The 24,076-nt window shown below is 58.8% G+C and carries 21 protein-coding genes; 16 read left to right on the top strand and 5 right to left on the bottom strand.

The window, feature by feature from the left end; translation table 11 throughout:
- Positions 1-6: 6 nt before the first annotated feature.
- The gene (locus tag ACSBLW_RS01745) at positions 7-1,608 is read right to left on the bottom strand and encodes an FMN-binding glutamate synthase family protein (protein WP_435258528.1); all 1,602 of its coding nucleotides are present in this window, start codon (positions 1,606-1,608) and stop codon (positions 7-9) included.
- 157 nt (positions 1,609-1,765) lie between these two features.
- Here ACSBLW_RS01745 and ACSBLW_RS01740 point away from each other — a divergent pair.
- Positions 1,766-2,523 (top strand): IS5 family transposase gene (locus ACSBLW_RS01740; protein ID WP_435258292.1). Its coding sequence is split into 2 segments (ribosomal slippage): positions 1,766-2,090 and positions 2,090-2,523, totalling 759 coding nucleotides; the frame shifts between segments, so codons are not numbered across the junction.
- Between the two features lie 35 nt (positions 2,524-2,558).
- On the opposite strand, the gene ACSBLW_RS01735 is transcribed toward ACSBLW_RS01740, so the two are convergent.
- The 3 genes from ACSBLW_RS01735 to iolC are packed head-to-tail and all read right to left on the bottom strand — an operon-like array spanning position 2,559 to position 5,227.
- Positions 2,559-3,404, bottom strand: coding sequence for a class II fructose-bisphosphate aldolase (locus ACSBLW_RS01735; protein ID WP_435258527.1), 846 nt, complete (start codon positions 3,402-3,404; stop codon positions 2,559-2,561).
- Positions 3,401-4,243 carry a 5-deoxy-glucuronate isomerase gene (locus ACSBLW_RS01730; RefSeq protein WP_435258526.1) on the bottom strand — a complete coding sequence of 281 codons (843 nt, stop codon included), beginning with the start codon at positions 4,241-4,243 and terminating at the stop codon, positions 3,401-3,403. The genes ACSBLW_RS01735 and ACSBLW_RS01730 overlap by 4 nt, the downstream gene beginning before the upstream one ends.
- A gap of 9 nt (positions 4,244-4,252) precedes the next feature.
- Positions 4,253-5,227, bottom strand: a complete 975-nt coding sequence (iolC, locus tag ACSBLW_RS01725) for a 5-dehydro-2-deoxygluconokinase (protein WP_435258525.1) — start codon at positions 5,225-5,227, stop codon at positions 4,253-4,255.
- 142 nt (positions 5,228-5,369) lie between these two features.
- Here iolC and ACSBLW_RS01720 point away from each other — a divergent pair, with 142 nt between their 5' ends.
- The 3 genes from ACSBLW_RS01720 to ACSBLW_RS01710 are packed head-to-tail and all read left to right on the top strand — an operon-like array spanning position 5,370 to position 8,538.
- A complete protein-coding gene (locus tag ACSBLW_RS01720) occupies positions 5,370-6,476 on the top strand; it encodes a Gfo/Idh/MocA family protein (protein ID WP_435258524.1) in 1,107 nt (368 codons plus the stop codon).
- A gap of 24 nt (positions 6,477-6,500) precedes the next feature.
- A complete protein-coding gene (locus ACSBLW_RS01715; RefSeq protein WP_435258523.1) occupies positions 6,501-7,394 on the top strand; it encodes a TIM barrel protein in 894 nt (297 codons plus the stop codon).
- A 10-nt stretch (positions 7,395-7,404) separates the two neighbouring features.
- On the top strand, positions 7,405-8,538 hold the full coding sequence (locus ACSBLW_RS01710; RefSeq protein ID WP_435258522.1) for a Gfo/Idh/MocA family protein: 1,134 nt from the start codon (positions 7,405-7,407) through the stop codon (positions 8,536-8,538).
- On the opposite strand, the gene ACSBLW_RS01705 is transcribed toward ACSBLW_RS01710, so the two are convergent.
- Positions 8,525-9,550 (bottom strand): LacI family DNA-binding transcriptional regulator, encoded by a 1,026-nt coding sequence (locus ACSBLW_RS01705; RefSeq protein WP_435258521.1) that lies wholly within the window; start codon positions 9,548-9,550, stop codon positions 8,525-8,527. The two genes, ACSBLW_RS01710 and ACSBLW_RS01705, sit on opposite strands and share 14 nt — an antisense overlap.
- Before the next feature lie 292 nt (positions 9,551-9,842).
- On the opposite strand from ACSBLW_RS01705, the gene ACSBLW_RS01700 reads away from it, so the two are divergent.
- The 12 genes from ACSBLW_RS01700 to ACSBLW_RS01645 all read left to right on the top strand — a co-directional run bounded on the left by ACSBLW_RS01700 (position 9,843) and on the right by ACSBLW_RS01645 (position 24,074).
- Positions 9,843-10,745: a LysR family transcriptional regulator gene (locus tag ACSBLW_RS01700; protein WP_435258520.1), complete on the top strand. Its 903-nt coding sequence runs from the start codon at positions 9,843-9,845 to the stop codon at positions 10,743-10,745.
- A gap of 184 nt (positions 10,746-10,929) precedes the next feature.
- The gene (locus ACSBLW_RS01695) at positions 10,930-12,087 is read left to right on the top strand and encodes an ABC transporter substrate-binding protein (protein WP_435258519.1); all 1,158 of its coding nucleotides are present in this window, start codon (positions 10,930-10,932) and stop codon (positions 12,085-12,087) included.
- A 113-nt stretch (positions 12,088-12,200) separates the two neighbouring features.
- Positions 12,201-13,190: an ABC transporter ATP-binding protein gene (locus tag ACSBLW_RS01690; protein WP_435258518.1), complete on the top strand. Its 990-nt coding sequence runs from the start codon at positions 12,201-12,203 to the stop codon at positions 13,188-13,190.
- The gene (locus tag ACSBLW_RS01685) at positions 13,187-14,125 is read left to right on the top strand and encodes an ABC transporter permease (protein ID WP_435258517.1); all 939 of its coding nucleotides are present in this window, start codon (positions 13,187-13,189) and stop codon (positions 14,123-14,125) included. The genes ACSBLW_RS01690 and ACSBLW_RS01685 overlap by 4 nt, the downstream gene beginning before the upstream one ends.
- Positions 14,115-14,921 carry an ABC transporter permease gene (locus tag ACSBLW_RS01680; protein ID WP_435258516.1) on the top strand — a complete coding sequence of 269 codons (807 nt, stop codon included), beginning with the start codon at positions 14,115-14,117 and terminating at the stop codon, positions 14,919-14,921. Before ACSBLW_RS01685 ends, ACSBLW_RS01680 begins: the two co-directional genes overlap by 11 nt.
- 20 nt (positions 14,922-14,941) lie before the next feature.
- The gene (locus ACSBLW_RS01675; protein ID WP_435260011.1) at positions 14,942-16,366 is read left to right on the top strand and encodes a gamma-aminobutyraldehyde dehydrogenase; all 1,425 of its coding nucleotides are present in this window, start codon (positions 14,942-14,944) and stop codon (positions 16,364-16,366) included.
- Positions 16,367-16,605: 239 nt separating this feature from the next.
- Positions 16,606-18,726 carry a hydantoinase/oxoprolinase family protein gene (locus ACSBLW_RS01670; protein WP_435258515.1) on the top strand — a complete coding sequence of 707 codons (2,121 nt, stop codon included), beginning with the start codon at positions 16,606-16,608 and terminating at the stop codon, positions 18,724-18,726.
- Entirely contained in the window at positions 18,723-20,342 is a 1,620-nt protein-coding gene (locus ACSBLW_RS01665; protein WP_435258514.1) for a hydantoinase B/oxoprolinase family protein, read from the top strand. The genes ACSBLW_RS01670 and ACSBLW_RS01665 overlap by 4 nt, the downstream gene beginning before the upstream one ends.
- Positions 20,343-20,397: 55 nt before the next feature.
- Complete coding sequence (locus tag ACSBLW_RS01660) at positions 20,398-21,216, top strand: NAD-dependent epimerase/dehydratase family protein (protein ID WP_435258513.1); 819 nt, start codon at positions 20,398-20,400, stop codon at positions 21,214-21,216.
- On the top strand, positions 21,213-22,424 hold the full coding sequence (locus ACSBLW_RS01655; RefSeq protein WP_435258512.1) for an NAD(P)/FAD-dependent oxidoreductase: 1,212 nt from the start codon (positions 21,213-21,215) through the stop codon (positions 22,422-22,424). Before ACSBLW_RS01660 ends, ACSBLW_RS01655 begins: the two co-directional genes overlap by 4 nt.
- A gap of 2 nt (positions 22,425-22,426) precedes the next feature.
- On the top strand, positions 22,427-23,362 hold the full coding sequence (locus tag ACSBLW_RS01650; protein WP_435258511.1) for a LysR substrate-binding domain-containing protein: 936 nt from the start codon (positions 22,427-22,429) through the stop codon (positions 23,360-23,362).
- A gap of 4 nt (positions 23,363-23,366) precedes the next feature.
- Positions 23,367-24,074, top strand: coding sequence for an SDR family oxidoreductase (locus ACSBLW_RS01645; protein ID WP_435258510.1), 708 nt, complete (start codon positions 23,367-23,369; stop codon positions 24,072-24,074).
- Positions 24,075-24,076 lie beyond the last annotated feature (2 nt).

Genomic DNA, 24,076 nt, shown 5'->3' with positions numbered 1-24,076 from the left:
CCGTCCCTATACGCCGCCATCAAACGGCGAGAAGCTGGCGGAAGAAGACCGACGCCACCGCTTTAGATAGCCATATCTTTCGTCGTCCTCGCGCAGCAAGAACCCTTCTGGCATGTAAGGGTAGACATCTTCCCCCGTCACCATGTCGCGGTCGTTTTCACGCATCATCAAGTGGTGGGGCAAAAACTGAATGGGGTGGTCCAGTCCAGCGGCGCCAGTCATATCGCCCAAAGCTTTCAGTGTGTTTCGATGGAAATTGGCAACGCGTTTTGCCTTGTCCGGCACATCAATGGCCCGCTGTCGCAAAGGATCCTGCGTTGCGACGCCGGTTGGGCAATGATTGGTGTGGCAAGCTTGTGCCTGAATACAGCCCACAGAGAACATGAACCCGCGGGCCGAGTTTGCCCAGTCGGCGCCAAGCGCAAGCGCCTTGGCAATGTCAAAGGCATGGATAAGCTTACCCGAAGCCCCTATGCGGATCCGGTCACGCAGGCCTGCACCGCGAAGCGTATTGTGGGCGAAGGTCAACCCTTCCACCAACGGCATACCCATATGGTTTGCGAATTCCAGTGGCGCCGCGCCCGTCCCACCTTCCTTGCCGTCAATGACGATAAAATCCGGGGTGATGCCGGTCTCCAACATCGCCCGAACGATGCACATGAATTCGCGTCGGTGCCCGATACACAGCTTGAAACCAATAGGCTTTCCACCCGAAAGATCTCGCAGCGTCTTGATAAATTCCATCATCTTCAAGGGCGTATCGAAAGCCGAATGGCTTGCGGGGGACACGCAGTCGACGCCCAATGGAACACCACGAGCTTCGGCAATTTCAGGGGAAATCTTTGCTGCAGGCAGGACGCCACCTTGCCCGGGTTTTGCACCCTGGCTCAGTTTAATTTCGATCATTTTGACCTGATCAAGTGCCGCTGTTTCACGGAACTTTTCTGTATCAAACCCGCCTTCCGCGTTCCTGCAGCCGAAATAACCGGTGCCAATTTCCCAGATCAGATCGCCCTGCCCCTCCTTGTGATATCGGCTGATGCCACCCTCACCCGTATCATGTGCAAAACCACCAATTCGCGCACCTTTGTTCAGGGCTAGAATGGCGTTTGCCGAAAGGGCCCCGAAGCTCATGGCCGAAATGTTGTAAATCGACGCTTGGTAAGGTTGCTTGCAATCCGGACCGCCGATGGTGATGCGAAAATCATAATCTGTGATTTTCTTGGGACGTATCGAATGCGTTAGCCATTGATAGCCTCCCGCATAAACCTTCATTTTCGTCCCAAAAGGCCGCTTGTCTTCTACGTTCTTTGCCCGTTGGTAAACGATCGCCCGCGCCTCTCGAGAAAACGGCACTTCCTCATCATCCGACTCGATCAGGTATTGGCGAATTTCTGGGCGGATCATTTCGAAAAAATACCGAATATGTCCCAAGACCGGGTAATTCCGCAGCACAGCATGTTTAATTTGCACCATGTCCAGAATGCCGATCAGAACCAAGCCAGCAAAAAACACCAAGCCTGCCCAGAACCAAAAACCCTCGATCGGCAAAGCCAAGATGAGAGCCAGCCCGATAACACTTAAGGCGAAAGGCGTGTATCTCGACATTATGATGTTCATCCGAACCGTTCCCTTGTCCAACCCTGTTCGCTTGATGCAACCCTTACCTGAAGTCTCGCGAAAATTCACCCCTCGGCACTAGGCTCAGGATGCATTGATTTTCAACGCGCTGCGTGATTCACGGCTCGGAAAACGGAGCAGTGACATGAGCGACCTTTTCTGGCTGACCGACGCGCAGATGGCCAAGCTTTCCCCCTTCTTCCCGAAGTCCCACGGCAAGGCGCGTGTTGATGACCGGCGGGTTTTGAGCGGAATAATCTTCATCAACCGCAATGGGTTGCGCTGGCGCGACGCCCCGGAAGCCTACGGACCGCACAAGACCCTCTACAGTCGATGGAAACGTTGGAGCGAGAAAGGCATCTTCGGGCGGATGATGATCGGCCTCGCGGCCGAACACGGCGAGAAGCAGACCGTGATGATCGACGCGACCTACCTGAAAGCGCACCGCACCGCGACCAGCATGGCCGCCAAAAAGGGGGGCGCGGTCGCCTCATCGGTCGCACGAAAGGCGGCATGAACACCAAGCTGCACGCCGTCTGCGACAGCCTGGGACGCCCGATCGACCTGTTCGTCACCGCCGGGCAAGTGAGCGACTACATCGGCGCGCGGGCGTTGCTGAGCGGCCTACCCAACGTCGAATGGCTGCTCGGGGATCGCGGTTGCGACGCCGACTGGTTCAGAGAAGCATTGCAAGACAAGGGGATACGCGCCTGCATCCCCGGTCGGAAGCAGCGAAAGACCCCGGCCAAATACGACAAGCGCCGCTACAAGCGGCGAAACCGCATCGAGATCATGTTCGGCAGGCTCAAGGACTGGAGGCGCGTGGCGACCCGCTATGACCGATGCCCCAAGGTATTCCTTTCAGCCGTCGCCCTCGCGGCTGTCGTCATCTACTGGTTATGAATCCTGACCCTAAGCAAGGAGGTCTGTAATCGCCGTCAATATCGGTCTGAAGAACCGATTTGCCGCAAGATACCCCGAAGCGTCTGTGCCAAGGGGTCATGAACTGAACTTAGCAAGGCCAGACGATCAAACTCATTCGTGCCGTCATTTACCCGTCGACGAAGCGCTTGGCCGAACACCATTCGCAATTCCGTACCGATATTGAATTTGCAGATCGGGGACGATTTGGCCAAAGCCGCGCGTTGCAAAGCCGGAACGCCAGACCCCCCGTGGATAACCAGCGGCACCTGGCCATTCGTGGCCTTTGCTATTCCTGCAAGCGCCTGCTCGTCGATCCCGTCTCCGGGATTCTGCTGAAGGTGGACATTGCCCACAGCAACCGCCATCGCATCCACACCGGTTTCCGATGCAAACCGCATTGCATCCACCGGTTCTGTAAGCGCAGACGCAGCGCCGTTGTCATATCCGACAAATCCGACCTCTCCCTCACTCGAGGCCCCATGCGAACGCGCCAGTTTCACAATTTCTGCGGTCTTGCGAATATTTTGGTCGAGTGGCAGCGACGAGCCATCGAACATGATCGAAGTAAAGCCTTCAGCCAAAGCCGCCTGCGCTTCTTCGAGTGTTGCCCCATGATCGAGATGAAGAACGACAGGAATTGAGGCCGCGTCGGCCAAATGGCGAAACATGGCACCAATCACAGAGATCGGCGTATGCGCCCGGCACCCCGGCCCGGCTTGCAGGATGATCGGTGCCCGCTCGGCCTCGGCGGCGGAAACGTAGGCCCGCGCGTCTTCCCAGCCCAAACAGACAACACCGGCAACGGCATAACGCTTTTCCAAGGCAGGATGCAGAACCTCTGCAAGCGTCGCGCGTGTCATTTGAACTTTGCGACCATATCCATGATCCCAGGGATCGTGTGCAACTGGTCGGCATGGGTTGGCTGAAAATACTGCTTCAAGCTACGCTGCGAAAGCCCTCCCAAGATCGTGAAATAATACATCTCGTAGCCCGGCAAGACACAGCAGGGATGATAGCCGCGATCTATCAGAACAGTCGAATTGTTCATGATGTGATAGGCATCGCCGGGCTCATTATCGACCCGTTGCAGCATTTGTAGACCTGACCCATAGCTTGGACGAAAGCGGAAGTTATAGGTTTCGTCATGCCGTGTCTCCTCGGGAAGACGATCGGTGTCATGTTTGTGGCTTGGGAAACCAGACCACCCGCCAGTGCCAACCGTGTAGAGTTCGCTGACCAAAAGTCGCCCAACACGGTCGTGATACTTGGTGCCGAGGATATGCTTTATCTTGCGATGCGTTTTTGTGTCATCCGATCCGTACTGGACGATGTCCAGGTCGTTTGCGCGAACCGCAAAAGGCTCAAGGACTTTATCGTACTTGGCGCCAGCGATGAAGACTTCGGCGCTGTCGGACAGGCATCTTATGGTCGCAGACATTCCAGTTGGAACGTAGACGCCTTCCGGCTCGCCATCCCAGACATCAACCCCACGTCCCCCAATATCGTCATGGACTTGGCCCGAAACTTCAACGCGCACCGTCCCGGTCGCAGGCACAATGCAGGTCTCATAGCCCGGAGTGGAATATGTGAAGTCCTCACCCCGCTTTAGGCGAACGATGTTGAAATAATTCAACGGCACCAAAGCGTGATCGATATCGACAATAGGCTTATTCTGGTTGTCATGGGGCGGAATATGCATGGAACCCTCTCAATTTGGCGCGTTTTGCTGTGCAAGAAACGCTTCAAGTTCCGCCAAGGATGGCGAGGCGGGCGCACAGCCAACCCGCGAAACGACAATCGCTGCGGCAGCAGATCCGCGCAGCACAGCGTCACGAAGAGATGTATCTTTGGAAAGGCCAAACAGGAATCCCCCCAAAAATGCATCACCCGCACCGGTCGGCTTTAAAGCATTGGTCCGATAGATTCCGGTTGAGAACTCTGTTCCCAATCCAACGGTCACGGCCCCCTTCTCGCCCATCTTATAGACTGCAACTCGTCGCCCGTCCGAAGCCAGATTGCGTGCGAGGCCAAGCCCCATCTCAGATGCACCGGCAAGTAACCCGAATTCCACATCGTTTCCGACGACGATGTCGCAGGCCCCTGCAGCCTCTAGGCAAACAGACTGCGCCTCTTGGTTTGATCCCCAGGAATAGGGCCGGTAATCAACATCCATGACTGTCGTCAGGTTGGCCTCCCGTGCTCGTTGAAGAGCCAGAAAAGATGCCTTGCGCGACACCGGGTCCGCAAAGGCGGTTCCTGTCACAACCAAAGTTCCGAAGGTCGAGAAATCGACGCCCGCAACATCACCTTCAGAAAGGCAGAAATCAGCCGCCTGATTGCGATAAATCACGGATTGGCAATCCTCTAATCTGGTCTCCACCACCGCCAAAGAGGTTCGAACGCCGCCAGCACTTTGCCCGACCCTACGGCGATCAATCCCGTAGCGATCCAGTTCTGCAAGAACGAAGCGCCCAACGGCATCGTCCGAAACCCGAGACAGCAACGCAGTTTGCGCTCCCAAGCGCGAGAGCGTGGCCGCGATATTCGCAGCCGACCCGCCAAGATGGGCCACATAACCCCGAGCATCCTCAATGCGCTCGCCTGCGGGAGTAGCATAAAGATCCATTCCGGCGCGACCGAGAACTAAGAAGCTTCCCGTTATCCGCATGCGCTGATCAGTCATTTGATCCTTTCACTTTCGGCCCGTGCATTGCGCACAATCTCCAAAACGCGATTTCGATTGCAGTCGGTTTGGAAAGATAATATGAATTTTGCAATCGGTTGCAATAGGCTTGACCAAACTGCGCTGCCGAAAGGGAGGACAGATGACCGAAATCGGAATCGGGCTTGTTGGCGGCGGCTACATGGGAAAGGCCCACGCTGTCGCCCTGTCGGCCGTTGGGGCCGTCTTCGATACCCCCCTTAGGCCGCGATTGGAGCTGATCGCCGCTGGCAGCGCGTCCTCTGCCGAACGCTATGCGCGCGCCTACGGCTTTGCGCGTGCAGCCAAGAGCTGGGAAGAACTTGTTGCAGACCCGAAGGTCGAAGCTGTCGTCATTGCAAGCCCACAAGCGACCCATCGCGCCATCGCCCAAGCGGCATTCTCTCTGGGAAAGCCGGTCTTCTGCGAAAAACCTCTGGGCGCGTCCCTTGACGATGCAAAGGCAATGGTCGAGGCAGCGCGGCAGGCGAAGGTCACGAACATGGTGGGCTTCAACTACGTCCGCACACCCGCAACACAATTTGCCCGAAATCTGATTGCCGAAGGAGCAATCGGCGAAATTGTTTGGTTTCGTGGAGAACATACGGAGGACTTCCTGGCCGACCCGGCTTTGCCGTCGACGTGGCGCACCAAGGACATTGCGAACGGAACAATGGGCGACTTGTCTCCGCATATGATAAATTGTGCTCTAGCTCTACTCGGCCCAATTGAGCGCCTTTCCGCTTTGGTTGAAACGGTACATAAATCTCGACCAGGAGCCACCGGCCCCGAGGCCGTAACCAATGACGATCACGCGCAGATCATGTGCCGCTTTGCCCGCGGGGTGATGGGGCATATGTATTTCAGTCGCGTCGCCACCGGTCGCAAGATGGGCTATGCCTACGAAGTGCATGGCACCAAGGGCGCGATCCGCTTTGATCAGGAAGACCAGAATGCGATCTGGCTGTATCGGGCCGAAGGGCCAGAAGCCGAACGCGGATTTCGCAAGATTCTGACCGGCCCATCACATCCAGACTACCTACCCTTTTGCCAAGGACCGGGGCACGGCACCGGCTATCAAGACCAGATCATCATCGAAGCGCGCGACTTTCTTGATGCAATCCATAGCGGCAAGAATGTTTGGCCAACCTTCGCTGACGGCCTTTCTGTCTGGCAAGTCGTCGATGCGGCCCTGCGTTCCGCGCCAGACGGTCGCTGGCTAGACGTTTAACACCAAACTCAAGGACTACAGATCATGACTATTCGGATCGGAAACGCGCCCTGTTCTTGGGGGGTTGAGTTTGCGAAGGATCCTCGTAACCCGACTTGGCAAACCGTGCTCAAGGAGTGCGCCCAAGCTGGCTACAAGGGGATCGAACTTGGCCCTATCGGTTTTATGCCGGAAGATCCCGATGAATTGGCTGATGCGTTGAACCAGCACGCGCTTACCCTGATTGGCGGCGTCGTGTTCCGGCCTTTCCATGATGCAAACGCATGGGGTGACGTCATGGATGCGTCGCTTCGGACATGCAAATCCCTTGTCTCTCACCGCGCAAAGCATCTGGTCCTCATCGACTCGATCTCGCAGCGCCGCGCCCCGACCGCTGGCCGCGCGAATGAGGCAGAACAGATGGACCGCGCCGAATGGGAAGCGTTCCGCAATCGTATTGCGACGGTGGCCAAGATGGGCACCGAAGTTTACGGTCTGACTGTGAGCATCCACGCACATGCGGCGGGATTCATCGACTTCGAACCAGAACTTGAACGCCTGCTGGATGAAGTAGACGAGAAGTTTCTGAAAATCTGCTTCGATACCGGTCATCACTCCTATGCTGGGTTCGACCCGGTAGCTTTCATGAAACGCCATATTGGGCGTATTGCGTATATGCATTTCAAGGACATCGACCCCCAGGTCAAAGCCCAGGCTATTGCAAATCGCACCGGTTTTTACGACGCCTGTGGTCAGGGCATCTTCTGCAATCTCGGCAAGGGCGACGTTGATTTCCCTGCCGTTCGCCAAGTGCTCTTGGACGCTGGATTCGATGGTTGGTGCACGGTCGAGCAGGACTGCGATCCGACATTGGATGTTCGCCCTATGGACGATGCGCGCGCCAACCGGGAATATCTGGAATCCATCGGCTTCAACTAAGGACAGGACCATGACAAAACTGAAATGGGGCATGATCGGTGGTGGAGACGGCAGCCAGATCGGCCCTGCACATCGCCTTGGCGCTTTGGCAGACGGACATTTCGAACTTGCTGCCGGCGCATTTGACCATCGCCCGGCGGAAGGTCGCGCCTTTGCAAAGCAGTTGGGTGTGGCTGATGACCGCGCCTATGGCGATTGGAAAGAAATGCTTGCCGGTGAGACTGGTCGGCCAGACCGTATCGATCTTGTCACTGTCGCAACTCCCAATTCGACGCATTACGAGATTTCCAAGGCTTTTCTGGAAGCTGGCTTTCACGTCCTGTGCGAAAAGCCGATGACGGTGACAGTCGAAGAAGGCGAAGAGCTGGTTCGGATCGCCGCGAAAACCGGGAAGATCTGTGCAGTAAACTACTGCTATTCAGCCTATCCGATGATCCGGCAGGCACGGGCGATGGTGCGCGCAGGTGACATCGGCAAGGTGCGCTTGGTTGTCACCAATTTCAGCCATGGTCATCACGGTGATGCCACTGATGCCGACAACCCACGGGTTCGTTGGCGCTATGACCCTGCCCTCGCCGGGGTCTCTGGCCAATTTGCAGATTGCGGAATTCACGCCCTGCACATGGCAAGCTTCATCTGCGACGACGAAGTTGAAAAGCTCTCCGCTGACTTTGCCTCGACCATTTCCAGCCGCGTTCTGGAAGATGATGCCATGGTGAACTTCCGCATGTCGAAAGGCACCGTCGGTCGACTATGGACCTCGTCCGTGGCCATCGGGCGGCAACACGGTTTCGACATTCAGGTCTTTGGCGAAACTGGTGGTCTACGCTGGGCATCAGAACAACCTAACCAGTTGATCTATACGCCTGTTGGTGGCCGCACCCAGATCATGGAGAAGGGCGAGAGCGGTCTTTACGATGACGCCAAGCGCCTGAGCCGCGTTGCCATTGCCCACCCAGAAGGTTTCCCGCTGGCCGTGGCCAATATCTATTGCGATTTGGCCGATGCGATCCGCGGCCAAAAGCGCGACGGGCTTCCACTTGCCTTGGCAGGTGTGCGTTCTATCGCTGCGGTGCATTCGGCCGTCGCGTCGGCTAAGAAAGGCGGGACTTGGGAAGACGCCCGCCCCCCTATGTTCCGATAACCCTATCGTGCGGGGCGCGCGCACGCAGCGTCCCGCGCTCGACCACTTGGCAGTCATAAAGCTGGGCCAAGGGTGGCTGATCCGGGTTTTCCAGCAAAGAGACGATACGCTCGACACCGGCCGCCACAATCGCGTCAATCGGCTGGTGAATGGTCGTAAGCTGGGTGCCCGGCCAACCGGCCATCTCCATGTCGTTCAAGCCCAGAATACCGATATCTTCAGGCACATTCATTCCCGCCGCCCGCAGCGCTGACATGGCCCCGATGGCCAAAACATCGTCACCGCAAAAATAGGCTTCGGCCAAATCGCCTTCGGCAATCAGACGCGACATTTCCTGAAAGCCTGCGTCGAACGAATAGGAATCCGCAAAACTTGTCGTCAGTTGCGCGCGCCCAGGCCCCGCAAGTGCTTCGCGGAAACCGGCCAGTCGATCTTCGGTCGACGTCGCCGTCGCGGGCCCGCCTAGAAACCCGATCCGTTGATAGCCGCGAGTAAGAAGTGTTTCTGCCGCCATACGGCCACATGCCCGGTTGTCGATACCAACAAGGTTCACTTCAGGGTCTTTCGACCATCGGCCAAAGCAATGAACGACCGGCAATCCCGCGGCTTTGAACGCCAAGGGAAAGCTGGGGGGGAGCGTTGAGCTAGCCAGAATGACGCCATCGACGGAGTACTGTCGCAGCATGCCGACTGCGCTCTCTAGTGTCATCTCGCCCGAAAGATTGACCAAAAGCGGACGCAAAGCCCGAGCCTGCAATGCTTTGGTAAAGTGGTCGAACACCTCAAGAAAGATCGGGTTGCGAAAGTTCGTCGACACCAAGCCGATCAACTTGGTTCTGCCGGTCGATAAAGCAGAGGCCAGAACCGATGGGCGGTATCCAAGCTCTTCAGCTGCAAGCTCAACCTTAGCCCGGGTTTTGGCCGAAACCGAAGCGCCCGGCGTAAAAGTCCGCGAGACGGCAGAGCGCGACACGCCCGCCTTCAACGCCACTTCTCGCAAAGTCACGATCATTTCGCATTCCTGCCAATCTGTGCTTTCGATTATCCAATGGCCCCACGCGGCGTAAAGGCCATTCTGCGACAAATATCTGCATTGGGCACAAATGGCTTTGGTTGTGGCGCGAAGCCCAACAAACGGTCCTGATCGCTTTCGCGCGATTGTAGAAAACCAAGCGGACAGGGAAAAGACTATGCGCAAGCGCAGGTTAAAATTGGCTCGGGTTGGCAAAACCTAGCCAGCACCGCTTTCACAATTGCCAAAGCCACCCGAGACTGACCAAGATGCGAACAAAATTCGGGATCACATGGCCTTCACCTTACGCCAACTGCAATTCTTCGTGGCCGCTGCGGAAGCGGGCAGCGTTTCGGGTGCGGCACGGGCTTTGTCGATCTCGCAATCTTCGGTCACCGAGGCAATTCGCGCTCTTGAAGACGATCTTGGCGTTCTGCTCTTTGACCGGCAGGCTCGCGGGCTGTTGATAACACATAAGGGAACGGCGTTCCTGCGTCATGCCAGCCAGATTTTGGCCGATGTCGCAGCGGCACGAACCGCTTTCCGGGATGAAGCAGAGCAGGTCACGGGAAGGCTCTCGCTTGGGGTTACGTCCCTAGTTGCAGGGTATGTGCTTTCCGACATCCTGCAAAGGTTCAGGCGTGCTTTTCCTCTGATCGAATTGCACGTCATCGAAGATACTGGAGAGTATCTTCAGCATTTGCTCATCGGCGGAGAGCTGGATGTCGCGGTTCTGCTCACCTCGTCAGTGCGCGACAGGATGGCGCTTCATGTCGAAACGCTCGTCGTCTCTCCCTATCGGCTTTGGCTGCCATTAGGTCACCAGTTGGCCCAGCAGGAGTCCATTGCGCTAGAAGAGCTTGCGGGGCGGCCTATGATCCAACTCATGGTCGACGAAATTGAGGAATCGACGCGGAAACTGACAGCCGCTTTACCCGTCAAACCGGAAATCGCCTTTCGTACCCGTAGTGTCGAAGCCGTTCGCAGCCTCGTGGCAACGGGTGCGGGCTTGGCGATCCTACCCAGCCTTGTCTATCGGCCGTGGTCACTGGAAGGCGACCGAATTGAAATTAGGGATGTCTCGGGTGATCTGCCGTCGATCCAAGTTGGACTGGCTTGGCGCCGAGGCGCGCCGCTTTCCGGGCCTGCATTGAACTTTGTCAGATCGGCCCAGGGTAGCATTCAAGCGGGATAGCCGCTTCTATGGCCTTGGCACGAAACAGGGTAACCGCCTCAATCTCTCAGTAAAGGATCTGCTCAAGCCATCGGTTTTTCCGATACACTAATTCTGTGTTTTGAATTTGCGAAAGTTCAGGTGTTTCTTATCCTCTGCCGCAACGCATCCGCAAAAAGCGGGGCGATCCACAGGGAGCCTGAAAATGAATTCATTGAAACTGATGGGAACAACGGCGCTCTCGCTTATGCTGGCAGTTGGTCCGGCAATGGCGCAGATGACAGAAATCGGCGCAGGCGAGGGACAACTTTCGGTCGTGGCGTGGGCCGGCTATCTGGAGCGAGGCGAAACAGTCAAAGAATTCGACTGGGTTACGAAATTCGAAGAAAGCACCGGCTGCAAGGTCAGCGTCAAGACCGCGAACACTTCGGATGAAATGGTCGCCCTGATGAACGAGGGTGGATTTGACCTTGTCACAGCATCGGGCGATGCATCCCTGCGCCTGATTGCCGGCGGCAAGGTGCAAGAGATCAACCCGGCACTGGTTCCATCCTGGTCGACCATAGACGAGCGTCTGCAAAATGCGCCTTGGCACACGGTCGATGGCAAGCACTATGGTGTTCCCTATATGTGGGGGCCGAACGTTTTGATGTACAACACCGAAGTCTTCAAAGAGCCGCCGACCTCTTGGAATGTGGTGTTCGAAGAAATGAACCTGCCGGATGGGCAATCGAACAAGGGCCGTGTTCAGGCTTATGACGGCCCGATCCACATTGCCGATGCGGCCCAATACCTGATGTTCCACAAGCCGGAACTCGGCATCACGTCGCCCTACGAACTGAACGAAGACCAATACAAAGCAGCGCTTGATCTGCTGCGCGGGCAACGCAACCTTGTCAGCCGTTACTGGCACGATGCCTTTATTCAGATTGACGACTTCAAGAACGAAGGGGTGGTCGCCTCTGGGTCATGGCCGTTCCAAGTCAACCTTTTGGCTGCCGACAAGGTTCCGGTTGCCTCTGTGATCCCGCAGGAAGGCGCGACGGGCTGGGCTGATACAACCATGTTGCACAGCGACTCAAAGAATCCGAACTGCGCCTATATGTGGTTTGAACACCAGCTTTCCTCGAACCTGCAATCTGACCTGTCGGTCTGGTTTGGCGCCGTGCCTTCGGTTCCGGCGGCATGCTCTGACGGTCGCGGCATGCAGACTCAGGAAGGGTGCGACGCGAATGGCCTGAAGGACTTTGACAAGATTCGCTTCTGGACCACTCCGGTGTCGAACTGCTCACAAGGTGAAGGCGCCTGCGTACCCTATTACCGTTGGGTCAGCGACTATATCGGGGTGATCGGGGGCCGCTAAGTCAGCCCTAATCTGCGGAACCCGAAGACCGCCCACCACTCACTCAAACCGGTTGCGGCCCCTGCGTTCCGCGGGGGCCGCTTCAAGGAACGTTTTTCCGAAAAGATCTACCCATGACAGCCGCCGTCCAATTCCATTCCGTCTCGCGCCATTTCGGCAAGGTCAAAGCGGTCGACTCCGTTGACCTGACCATTGCCGAAGGCAGCTTCTTTGCCATGCTCGGCCCCTCAGGCTCGGGCAAAACCACCTGCCTGCGGCTCATCTCTGGGTTTGAATCCCCAACCGCCGGCCAGATTTCCATCTTTGGACAGGATGTCTCGTCCGTTCCGCCCCATCTGCGTAACGTAAATACCGTGTTTCAGGACTATGCGCTGTTCCCGCACATGACCGTGCGCGACAACGTTGCCTATGGCCTGATGGTCAAGGGCGTGGACCGCAAAACCCGCGCCGACAAGGCTGAAGAAATGCTTGGGCTGGTGAAGCTTCCCGGCTTTGGTGACCGCCGTCCGGGCCAATTGTCTGGCGGGCAGCGTCAACGCGTGGCCTTGGCCCGCGCCTTGGTCAATGAACCCCGCGTGCTCTTGCTGGACGAGCCTCTGGGCGCGCTTGACCTGAAGCTGCGAGAGGCCATGCAGGATGAGTTGAAGGCCCTTCAACAACGCCTTGGAATTACTTTCGTTTTCGTCACCCACGATCAGGGCGAAGCGCTGTCGATGGCCGACCGTCTGGCCGTATTCAATGACGGCAAAATCGCCCAGATCGGCACCCCGTCCGAGGTTTATGACCACCCCCGCACCCGTTTCGTGGCCGATTTCGTCGGGTCATCAAATGTGCTTTCCCCCGTGGTGACGCAGGTTTTTGGCGGCCCCGCAAAGTGGGCTTCGTTGCGGCCCGAAAACCTTCGCCTGACCAGCGATGCGCCTGTGACGGGCACCGTTGTCAGCCAACGCTATCTTGGATCGGGCGCGCGCGTCACGGTGCATCTTCACGGGCAGGAAGTTGCAGTCATCATCCCCGCAGGCCAACCCATTCCGGAAACAGGCAGCACCGTTGGCCTAGGATTCGATCCCCGCGCCTTGCATGTGATGGAGGGCGAAGCGTGAACGATCAGGCCATCCTGCCCGCCCGTGGCCCTGCCGATCGGCTGACCGGCCTTTTCTGGCGCAACCCACGCCTTCTGCTGGCGCTGCTCTTGACGCCCCCCTTGCTGTGGTTGGGCGTGGTCTACCTTGGGTCACTTGCGGCACTTCTTCTGCATAGCTTCTATTCCATCGACGAATTCTCGGGTGTGGTGAAAGAAGAGTTCACGCTGAAAACCTATGCCGAACTGTTTCGTCTGCAAAACCTCGACATCATCCTTCGCACTGTCTTGATGGCTGCCGCCGTAACAGTGGCTTGTGCGACCATTGCGTTTCCCATCGCCTACTTCGCCGCCCGCTTTGCCCGAGGCCGCTGGAAAGCCCTGTTCTACCTTGGCGTGATGCTGCCTCTTTGGTCGTCCTATCTGGTCAAGGTCTATGCGTGGAAACTGATCCTTGCCAAAGAGGGCATTGTCACCTGGGCCGCAAATGGAATTGGTACTGGCTTTCTTCTGGACGCGGTTCTTGCCATCCCCGGCATCGGCGGCAACTCGCTATCCACCTCGCTGTTGGGCACCTTCATCGTCTTTGTCTACATCTGGCTGCCCTATATGATCTTGCCGATGCAGGCCTCGCTGGAACGCGTCCCGGTGTCGATGCTGGAGGCATCAGCCGATCTTGGGGCGACGCGAAGCCAGACCTTCCGGACGGTAATCCTGCCGCTGGCCCTGCCGGGCATCATCGCGGGATCCATTTTCACGTTTTCGCTGACTTTGGGCGATTACATCATCCCGCAAATCATCGGTACATCTGCGCGGTTCATCGGTTTGGCGGTGTACCAGTTGCAAGGCACTGCGGGAAATATCCCCTTGGCTGCTGCTTTCGCCATGGTGCCCATCATCATCATGCTGATCTACCTGACGGTCGCAAAACGCATGGGGGCCTTTGATGCTCTCTGATCGCGCGTCCCTTTCACTGAAAATCGCAGCAGGAGCCGGCCTTGCCTTCCTGCATCTGCCGATCCTTCTGATTTTCCTTTACGCCTTCACGACCGAGGAAAAGAGCTATCAGTTCCCTCCGCCCGGATTGACGCTGGAATGGTTTGGTGTGGCGTGGAACCGCGCTGATATCTGGCCGCCGCTTTGGCTCTCGGTTCAGGTGGCGCTGATTGCCACGCTTCTGGCCATCATCCTTGGCACCCTTGTGGCTGCAGCCATGTCAAAGACGCGGTTCTTTGGGCGCGAGCAAATCAGCCTCTTGATTTTGCTGCCAATTGCGCTGCCCGGTGTCATCACGGGCATGGCGCTCCGTTCAGCCTTTTCGGTAATGGAGATCCCCTATTCGGTCTGGACCATCATCCTTGGCCACGCGACCTTCTGCATCGTGATCGTCTACAATAACGCTGTCGCCCGCTTTCGCCGTCTGTCCGGCAACATCGCCGAAGCCTCGACCGATCTTGGCGCGAACGGGTTTCAGACCTTTCGCTATGTGATGCTGCCGAACCTTGGCTCGGCCCTGCTGGCAGGCGGCATGCTTGCCTTTGCGCTGTCGTTCGACGAGGTGATCGTGACCACCTTCACCGCGGGCCAGCAATCCACCTTGCCGATCTGGATGCTACAAGAACTTGTGCGTCCGAGGCAGAGGCCTGTGACAAATGTTGTGGCTATTGTGGTTTTTGCGGTCACCTTCCTGCCGATCCTTGCCGCCTATTACCTGACCCGCGACGGCGAGCACATCGCCGGCTCGGGCAAATGAGGGAGAGTAAAATGAACAAGATCAACACCAGCTTGCTGATCGGTGCCGAATTCGTCGCCGGGACCGAGACCTCGGAACAGATCCTCAACCCGCGCACCGGGGGGCTGATCCTTGATGTTCCCGAGGCCAGCACAGCGCAGGTGGATGCGGCTGTTGCGGCAGCCCGCAAGGCCTTTGACGGCTGGTCTCGCACCACCCCTGGCGAACGCTCCGCCGCCCTCTTGCGGATCGCCGACCGGGTCGAGGCCGAGGCCGAAGGCTTTGCAGCGCTGGAAGCACTGAACTGCGGCAAGCCGATCAATGCGGCGCTGAACGACGAAATTCCTGCCATTGTTGACTGCTATCGGTTCTTTGCCGGGGCTGTCCGCACCCAGCACGGGCAAGTTGCAGGGGAATATCTTGCAGGCCATACCAGCATGATCCGCCGCGACCCGATTGGCGTCATCGCCTCGATCGCGCCGTGGAACTATCCGCTGATGATGATGGCATGGAAACTGGCCCCGGCGATTGGCGCGGGCAATACCGTGGTGTTCAAGCCAAGTGAACAAACGCCGCTAACCGCTTTGAAAATGGCCAGAATTTTGGCTGAAGAACTGCCCGAAGGCGTGGTCAACGTCGTCACTGGCCGCGGCCAAACGGTGGGAAGCTACCTGATCAATCACCCGCAAGTGGACATGATCAGCCTGACGGGCGACGTTGCCACCGGCAAGAAAATGCTGGATGCCGCTGCCAAGACGGTCAAGCGCACCCATCTGGAACTGGGCGGGAAAGCCCCTGTCATCGTTTTTGACGATGCCGATATTTCCGAAGTTGTCGAAGGACTTAGAGCCTTTGGTTATTACAATGCCGGACAGGACTGCACAGCCGCCTGCCGCATTTATGCGGGCAAGAAAGTCTACGACAAACTGGTCGCTGACCTGACCTCGGCAGTTTCGTCCATTGCCTTGGCGAATGACGACGACACGACCAATGAAATCGGCCCGTTGATCAGCCTGCGCCAGCGTGACCGCGTGGCCAGTTTTGTCAATCGTGCCAGAGAGTTATCGCATGTTGAGGTGACGACAGGCGGTGAGGTCATGGGGGCGGGCTTTTACTATCGTCCGACCGTCGTGGCAGGCGCCCGTCAGGATGACGAGATCGTGCGCCGCGAGGTCTTTGGCCCCGTGGTATCGGTTACACCATTTTCCGATGTAGATCAGGCCGTTGCATGGGCAAATGACAGTGATTATGGGCTGGCCTCATCGGTCTGGACCAAGGATGTTGGCCGCGCAATGGCGATGGCATCGCGGCTGCGCTATGGCTGCACTTGGATCAACACCCATTTCATGCTGGTCAACGAAATGCCGCATGGCGGGCTGAAGCAATCGGGTTATGGCAAGGACATGTCGTCCTATGCACTGGAAGATTATTCGGTCGTCCGCCATGTGATGATCAAGCACGGATAAGGCGCTGGAAATCTGGACCAGCAAGAAGGGCCGGCGACGCAATTCGTCGGCCCTTCCTACTTTCTGACTGACAAGTTTTTCTTGTCTATTTAAAGGCGAACTTGTTGGCTGTTTTCCCGACCGCGTGGCATGATCTGACCAATTGAACTGCCCAGAACGGGCCGTTTGGGACGATGCACCTGCTGTACACCCCCCGTACACCCCCTGTGCAGACAGCGTGCGACGAGAAAGCCTGCAAGATGGAAGGGAAGCCCGTGAAAAGTGATGTGTCAGACCGCCCCCCTGTCCGTCTGGGCGCCGATATCGGCGGCACGTTCACCGACATCGCGCTGGAGGTTGGCGACCGTCTTTTCTCGACCAAGGTGCTGACGAATTACACCGCGCCCGAACAGGCCATTCTGGATGGGATGGATCAGGTTCTTGGCCAAGCCGGGATCGGGCCGGAGAAGATTGACCTGATCATTCACGGAACGACGCTGGCAACCAATGCGCTGATCGCACGTCAGGGGGCACGGGTTGCCTTTGTCACGACCGAAGGATTCCGAGATGTCATCGAGATGCGGACGGAAAGCCGGTTTGACCAGTATGATCTGAACCTGCGTCTGCCGACCCCGCTGGTGCCGCGTGAGGATCGCTTTCCCGTTGCAGGCCGGATCGGGGCTGAAGGTCAGGAGTTGTTGCCGCTGGACGTGGCCGCGCTGGAACGGCTTGCCGAGGTGATTGCGACCGAGGGCTTTGGCGCGGTCGCAATTGGGTTTCTGCATTCCTATGCCAACCCCGACCATGAACGGCGGGCACGAGACATTCTTGCAAAGCGGCTGGATGTGCCGATTTCGATTTCGTCCGAAGTCTCGCCCCAGATGCGTGAATATGAACGGTTCAACACGGTCTGCGCCAATGCCTATGTGCGTCCGCAGATGGCCGATTACCTGACCCGGATGCAAAAGCGGCTGAAGGAGGCTGGCGCGACCTGCCAGGTCTTCATGATCCATTCGGGGGGCGGCCTAATCTCGGTCGAGACCGCGGCCGAGTTCCCGGTGCGTCTGGTGGAAAGCGGACCTGCGGGCGGGGCGATTTTCGCGGCCCATGTGGCGCGGCGCTTTGGTCTGGAGAAAGTGGTCAGCTACGATATGGGGGGCACGACGGCCAAAATCGCCCTGATCGAGGATTTCGCGCCCAAGACCGCACGGAGTTTTGAGGTGGCGCGGACCACGCGCTTTGCCAAAGGGTCGGGCATGCCGATCTCGATCCCGGTGATCGAGATGATCGAAATTGGTGCCGGGGGCGGATCTTTGGCTTGGGTCGATGCGATGGGGCGCATTCAGACCGGGCCGGAAAGCGCCGGGTCAGAACCGGGACCAGCCTGCTATGGGCGCGGCGGGCAGCGTCCGGCGATTACGGATGCGGATTTACTTTTGGGCAAGCTGGACCCAGCCGAGTTCGCAGGGGGCGCCATTCAGTTGTCTGAAGAAGCGTCGCGGGCGGCGGTGGCCGCCCATGTGGCGGACCGTCTGTCGCTTCCGGTGCAGGCTGCGGCTTTTGGCATTGGCGAAGTGGTGGATGAGAACATGGCCAATGCGGCCCGTGTTCATGCGGTTGAGAACGGAAAGGCCATTTCAGACAATGTGATGGTGGCCTTTGGCGGGGCCGCGCCTTTGCATGCGGCGCGCCTGTGCGAAAAGCTGGGGATTGATCGCTGTCTGATCCCGGTTGGGGCGGGGGTAGGCTCGGCCATCGGTTTTCTGCGGGCACCCTTTGGCTATGAGGCCTTGGCCAGCCGGGTCATGCGCCTTGGCGCGTTTGACGCCGGGGCGCTGAACGCGATGCTGGAGGAGCTGCGGTCCGTGGCGACCGGCTTTGTGCGGCAAGGAACCAAGGCGGCGTTGGAAACCGAGCTGACCGCCTTCATGCGCTATGTCGGACAGGGCTGGGAAATTCCGGTGGCCTTGCCGGAGCGCGCCTTTGTTGCCGAGGATGAAGCCGTTCTGCGCGAAGCGTTTCGGCGGGAATATGGGCGGTTCTTTGGCCGGGCGATTGAGGGCGGGCTGGGGGTCGACATCGAGATCGTCACGATTTCGGTCAAGGTCGCGGATCGCCCGGAAAGGCCAAAGCCTGTGGAGTTGACCGCAACTGGCCCCGTGGTCGACGCAAAGCGCCGTCGGGATGTGTTTGACCCAACGGCCGGAAAGATGCTGGAGACCGGAATTTTCGCAAGAGATACGCTGCAAACCGGCGCGCGGGTGTCAGGGCCTGCGGTGATTGTGGAACGCGAGACCTCGACGGTGGTGACCTCGGTCTTTGATGCGGTGATGCAGGCCGATGGGTCCATCTTGCTGCAACGCAAGGAGAGCGGAAAATGAGCGACGCAACGACAGACATTCGCTTACAGGTGATGTGGAACCGGTTGATTTCGGTGGTGGAAGAACAGGCGATGACGCTATTGCGGACGGCCTTTTCGACCAGCGTGCGCGAAGCTGGCGACCTTTCGGCGGGGGTCTTCGATGCCCAAGGCCGGATGCTGGCCCAAGCGGTGACGGGAACGCCCGGGCATGTGAACACGATGGCCGAGGCGGTCGGGCATTTTCTGGCCGCGATCCCGCGGGACCAGATTTACCCCGGCGATACCTATGTGACCAATGACCCTTGGCTGGGGACGGGGCATCTGCATGACATCACGATGGTCACACCCAGCTTTCAGGAGGAGCATCTGGTCGGCTTCTTTGCCTGCACGGCGCATGTCGTCGATGTGGGCGGGCGTGGTTTTGGTGCGGATGGCAAATCGGTTTACGAAGAAGGCATCCAGATCCCGATCATGAAATTCGCTGAAAAGGGCGTGGTCAATGCGACCCTGATCAAGCTGATCGAGGCCAATGTCCGCGAGCCGGGACAGGTGGTCGGCGATTTTTACTCGCTGGCGGCCTGCAATGACGTGGGCCACAAGCGGCTGATCGAAATGCTTGCCGAAACCGGAATGGCCGATCTGGACGATCTGGCCCGGTTCATCTTTGACCGGACACGGGCGGCGACGGAAGACCGCATCGCGGGTTTGCCACGGGGGCGGTGGACGAATGTTCTGGACACTGATGGATATGATAGCCCGGTGCAGCTGGCTTGCGCTGTAGAGATTGGCGCAGGCGGCGTGAATGTCGATTTCGACGGCAGTGCCGGGGTCAGCCGCTGGGGCATCAACGTTCCAGTGATTTATACCAAGGCCTATGCGTCCTACGCGCTGAAATGCGTGATCGCGCCCGATATTCCAAACAACTGGGCCTCATTGCAGGCGTTTTCGATCACCTCGCCGGAAAACATCGTGAATGCGCCCCGCCCTGCCCCGGTTTCCCTGCGCCATGTGATCGGCCATATGATCCCCGATCTGGTTCTGGGGGCCTTGGCCAAGGCACTGCCCGGTCGCATTCTGGCCGAAGGTGCTGCGGCCTTGTGGAACATTCATATGTCTGTGCGCCCCCTGCCCGGCCATGTCGGGCGGCGGGCCGAAATCCTGATGTTCAATTCGGGCGGGATGGGCGCACGGCCCGAGGCGGACGGGCTGTCGGCCACGGCCTTTCCGTCGGGTGTGATGACCATGCCCGTCGAGGCGACCGAGCAGACCGGCCCCATCGTGATCTGGCGCAAGGAATTGCGGGAAGGCAGTGGCGGCGATGGGCAGTATCGCGGCGGCTTGGGGCAAGTGATCGAGATCGAGGCACTGCCCGGCCACAGCTTTGACTTTTCCGCGATGTTTGACCGGATTGGCACACCTGCCCGGGGACGGGATGGCGGCGCGCCGGGGGCGCCCGGTCGGGTGACTTTGGATGACGGCTCCGTCATGCGCCCGAAAGGTTGGCAGAATGTGCCAGAAGGGCGCCGCCTGATCCTTGAAGCGCCCGGAGGCGGTGGCTTTGGCGCGCCGGAAAAGCGCGATGAACTGGCCCGCGAAACCGACCTGAGGCGCGGATATGTGAAGGCAAAGACCTGATGCAGCCCGGCGCACGACCAGATAAAGACATGACAGACCGACTGGAGACCCGCAGATGACCAAACCGCGCTTTGACACTTTGCTTTTGACGGGCGCGGCAGGCCGTTTGGGCACCGAGTTGCGGCGCGGACTTGCGCCCCTGTGCAAGACCCTGCGCGTGGCCGATGTGACGCCGATGACAGACCTGCGCCCGAATGAAGAAGCGGTGACCTATGATCTGGCGGACCAAGAGGCCACGATGGCGGCCTGCGAAGGCGTTGAGGCCATCGTGCATTTCGGTGGCGCGCCTTTGGAGCGACCTTGGGAAGATATTCTGAACGCCAATATCCGCGGCAGCTATCACATCTATGAAGGGGCGCGGAAACACGGTGTGGGGCGGGTGATTTATGCCAGTTCGGTTCATGCCATCGGCTATCACCGGGTCGAAGACAATATCGACGCCAATGCCCCGCATCGGCCAGACAGCCTTTACGGCCTGTCGAAATGCTTTGTCGAAGATCTGGGGCGGCTTTATTGGGACAAGTTCGGCATTGAAACCGTGGACTTGCGCATCTTTTCGTCTTTCCCCGAATTCACCGATCGGCGGATGCTGTGGTCGATGCTGACCTTTGACGATTGCATCCGTCTGGTCGAAGCCAGCCTGACCGCCCCGCGCGTGGCCCATTCCATCGTTTTTGGCACCTCGGCCAACAAACACCGTATGGTGGACAACCGTCTGGCAGGGCATATCGGCTTTCATCCGCAGGATTCGACCGAAGAGTTTCGGGCCGAGGTCGAAGCGCGGTTGACGGCGGCAAATCCGCACGACAAGGCAGTGGAATATCTGGGGGGCTGGTTCGTCAACCTTGGCCACCCCGACGACGAGGGGAAATGATGAAGTCCAGCTATGACGTTGTGATTGTTGGCGGTGCGGTGATCGGGTCGTCGGTCGCCTATTTTCTGATGTCGAACCCCGACTTCAAAGGTTCGGTGCTGGTGGTGGAACGCGATCCCAGCTTTTCGCAGGCCTCGACCTCGCTTTCTGCCGCGTCGATCCGGACGCAGTTTTCAAACCCGATCAATGTGAAGATCAGCCAGTTCGGGCTGGAAGTGATCCGCAACTTTGGCGACCTGATGCAGGTGCCGGGGCAACCGCGGCCGGACCTGAATTTCCATGAGGCGGGCTATCTGTTTCTGGCCGCAACAGCGGAACAGGAACAGATCCTGCGCGAGAACCATGACGTGCAGAAATCCTGCGGGGCGGATGTGGTTCTGTGGAACCGGGATGAATTGGCACAGGCCTTTCCGCATCTGCGCGTCGACGATGTTCGGCTGGCCAGCTATGGGCAGAAAAACGAGGGCTGGTTCAACAATACCGGGCTGATGAACGGCTTTCGCGCCAAGGCGAAATCGCTGGGGGCCGAGGTGGTGACGGACGAGGTCGTGGCGATCCGGCGCGAGGGGGATCGGGTGACAGGCGTCACGCTGAAATCCGGGGCCGAGGTAGCGGCAGGGATTGTCGTCAACGCCTCTGGCCCGCGCGCGGCGCAAACGGCCCGGATGGCGGGGTTGGATATTCCGGTCGAGCCGCGCAAGCGGACGCTGTTTGTGGTCGATGCCGCGAAATCGCCCGAGGGATCTGCCCGCGTGGCCGGAGGGCGTTTGCCCTTGCTGATTGACACGACGGGCGTGTTCATTCGGCCCGAGGGGCGGTATTTCCTGACCGGATGCCCGCCGGTCGAAGACCCCGGTGTGGATTGGGATGATTTCACCCCGCGCCACGAGGAATTCGAAGAGATCATCTGGCCCGCCTTGGCCGAACGGTCCGAAGCCTTTGAAGCGCTGAAGGTCGTGAACATGTGGGCGGGTCATTATGACTTCAACACGCTGGACCATAACCTTGTGGTCGGGCCGCATCCCGAAGTGAAGAACTTCCTCTTTGCGAACGGATTTTCTGGCCACGGCTTGCAGCAAGGTCCGGCGGCGGGGCGCGCGATTTCGGAACTGGTGATCTATGGCGGCTTCCGGACACTTGACCTGAGCGAAGTGGGCTATGAACGGATCGTTGAAAACCGCCCCTTCCTGGAAAAGGCCGTGATCTAGGCATGGCGCGGGGGGCAGGCAGCGGCGAGGATCGGGCCGAGAGGTTGCCCCCGCTGAATGCCTTGCGGGTGTTTCACGCCGTGATGCGACAGGGGTCATTACGGGCTGCGGCCGAGGTGCTGCGGGTCTCGCCGCAAGCGGTCAGCCAGCAGGTGCAGATTCTGGAAGATGCGCTTGGCGTGCCGCTGTTTGACAGGCGGGGCCGTGGGGCCAATCCGACCGAGGCTGCGATCTTGCTGATGCATCATGTGCAGGCGGCCTTCGATGAGCTGACCGAAGGGGTGCGACGGGTGACACGCAAACCGTCGCGGGCGCGAGTCAACGTCAATGCCAGCCCGTTCTTTGCGACACGCTATCTGCTGGACCGGCTGGCGGGCTTTCGCGCGATCGAACCCGAAGCGGATCTGCGGCTGACGACGATGGTGGAATTGCCCGACTTTGCGGCGGATGAGGTCGATGTGGCGATCCAGTGGGGCTATGGCCATTGGCCGGGGCTGGAAGTGCATCTGCTTTTGACCGACCGCAAGGATCTTTGTTGCACGCCGGAACTGGCCGAACGGCTGAAAACCCCGCAAGACCTGTGTGACCTGCCGCTGGTGCATCCTGTCATGTCGCCCGAGCTTTGGCCCAATGTGCTGGCCCATCTGGGTGTGACGAAACGGGGCCAAAGCAATGATTTGCGGCTGCAGGATGCAGCGACCATGCGGCGGGCGGCTTTGGCGGGGCTTGGGGTTGGCCTGTTGTCGACGATTGATGCCGATGAAGATCTGGAACTGGGGCGCTTGGTTGCCCCCTTTGGCCGCGATGTGATGGCCGGGATGGAGCCGTCAAAGGTGCCGGGGTTCTACATGGTCTTTCCCCGTGCCCATCGGCGGGTGCGGGCGATTGCGACGTTTTGCGACTGGGTTCAGGCGCAGGATTGGACAGAAGGGGCATAAGGCGATGGCACGGGCATTGGTGACGGGGGCGACGAACGGTATCGGCAAGGCCATTGCCGTGGCCTTGGCAAAGGCTGGACATGAGGTGACCGGCACCGGGCGCAATGCAGACCGGCTGGCGGCTTTGCTAGAGGCGGGGATAAGCCCGCTTGCCCTGTCGATGGATGATCCGGCCGAAATCGCCCGCCAGTTGGAGGGCCGAGAGTTTGACATTTTGATCAACAATGCCGGGACGATGCCGCCCTTGGGGCATTTTACGGAGTCTGATTTTGCCGACAGCGCCCGCACCGTGACGGTGAACCTGTTGGGCCCGATGGCCGTGACGCGGGCGATTTTGCCGGGCATGGTGGCGCGGTGTTCGGGGCATGTGTTCTTTCTGGGCTCGATCGCGGGGCACGCGCCCTATCCCAATGTCGCCGCCTATTGCGCGACAAAATACGCGATTTCCGGTTTCGCGCACAGTTTGCGGATGGAGGTTGCGCAGGCAGGCGTCCGGGTGACCGAGATTGCGGCGGGGCGCGTTGAGACCGAGCTTTACGCGGGTATTCTTTCCACTGAAGCGCGGGCGGCGATGTATGCCAACCAGACCGCCATTCAGCCCGAAGACGTGGCGGCGATGGTTTGCCATGTGCTGGCCATGCCGCCCCATGTGGACGTGACCCGATTTGACATCAACCCGACCCGGATCGGTTCGCCGACGGGGACGAAATAGGA

The sequence above is a fragment of the Thioclava sp. FR2 genome, assembly GCF_051200875.1.
Taxonomy (GTDB): Bacteria; Pseudomonadota; Alphaproteobacteria; order Rhodobacterales; family Rhodobacteraceae; genus Pseudotabrizicola.
This window is presented reverse-complemented; position numbering and strand designations above follow the sequence as displayed.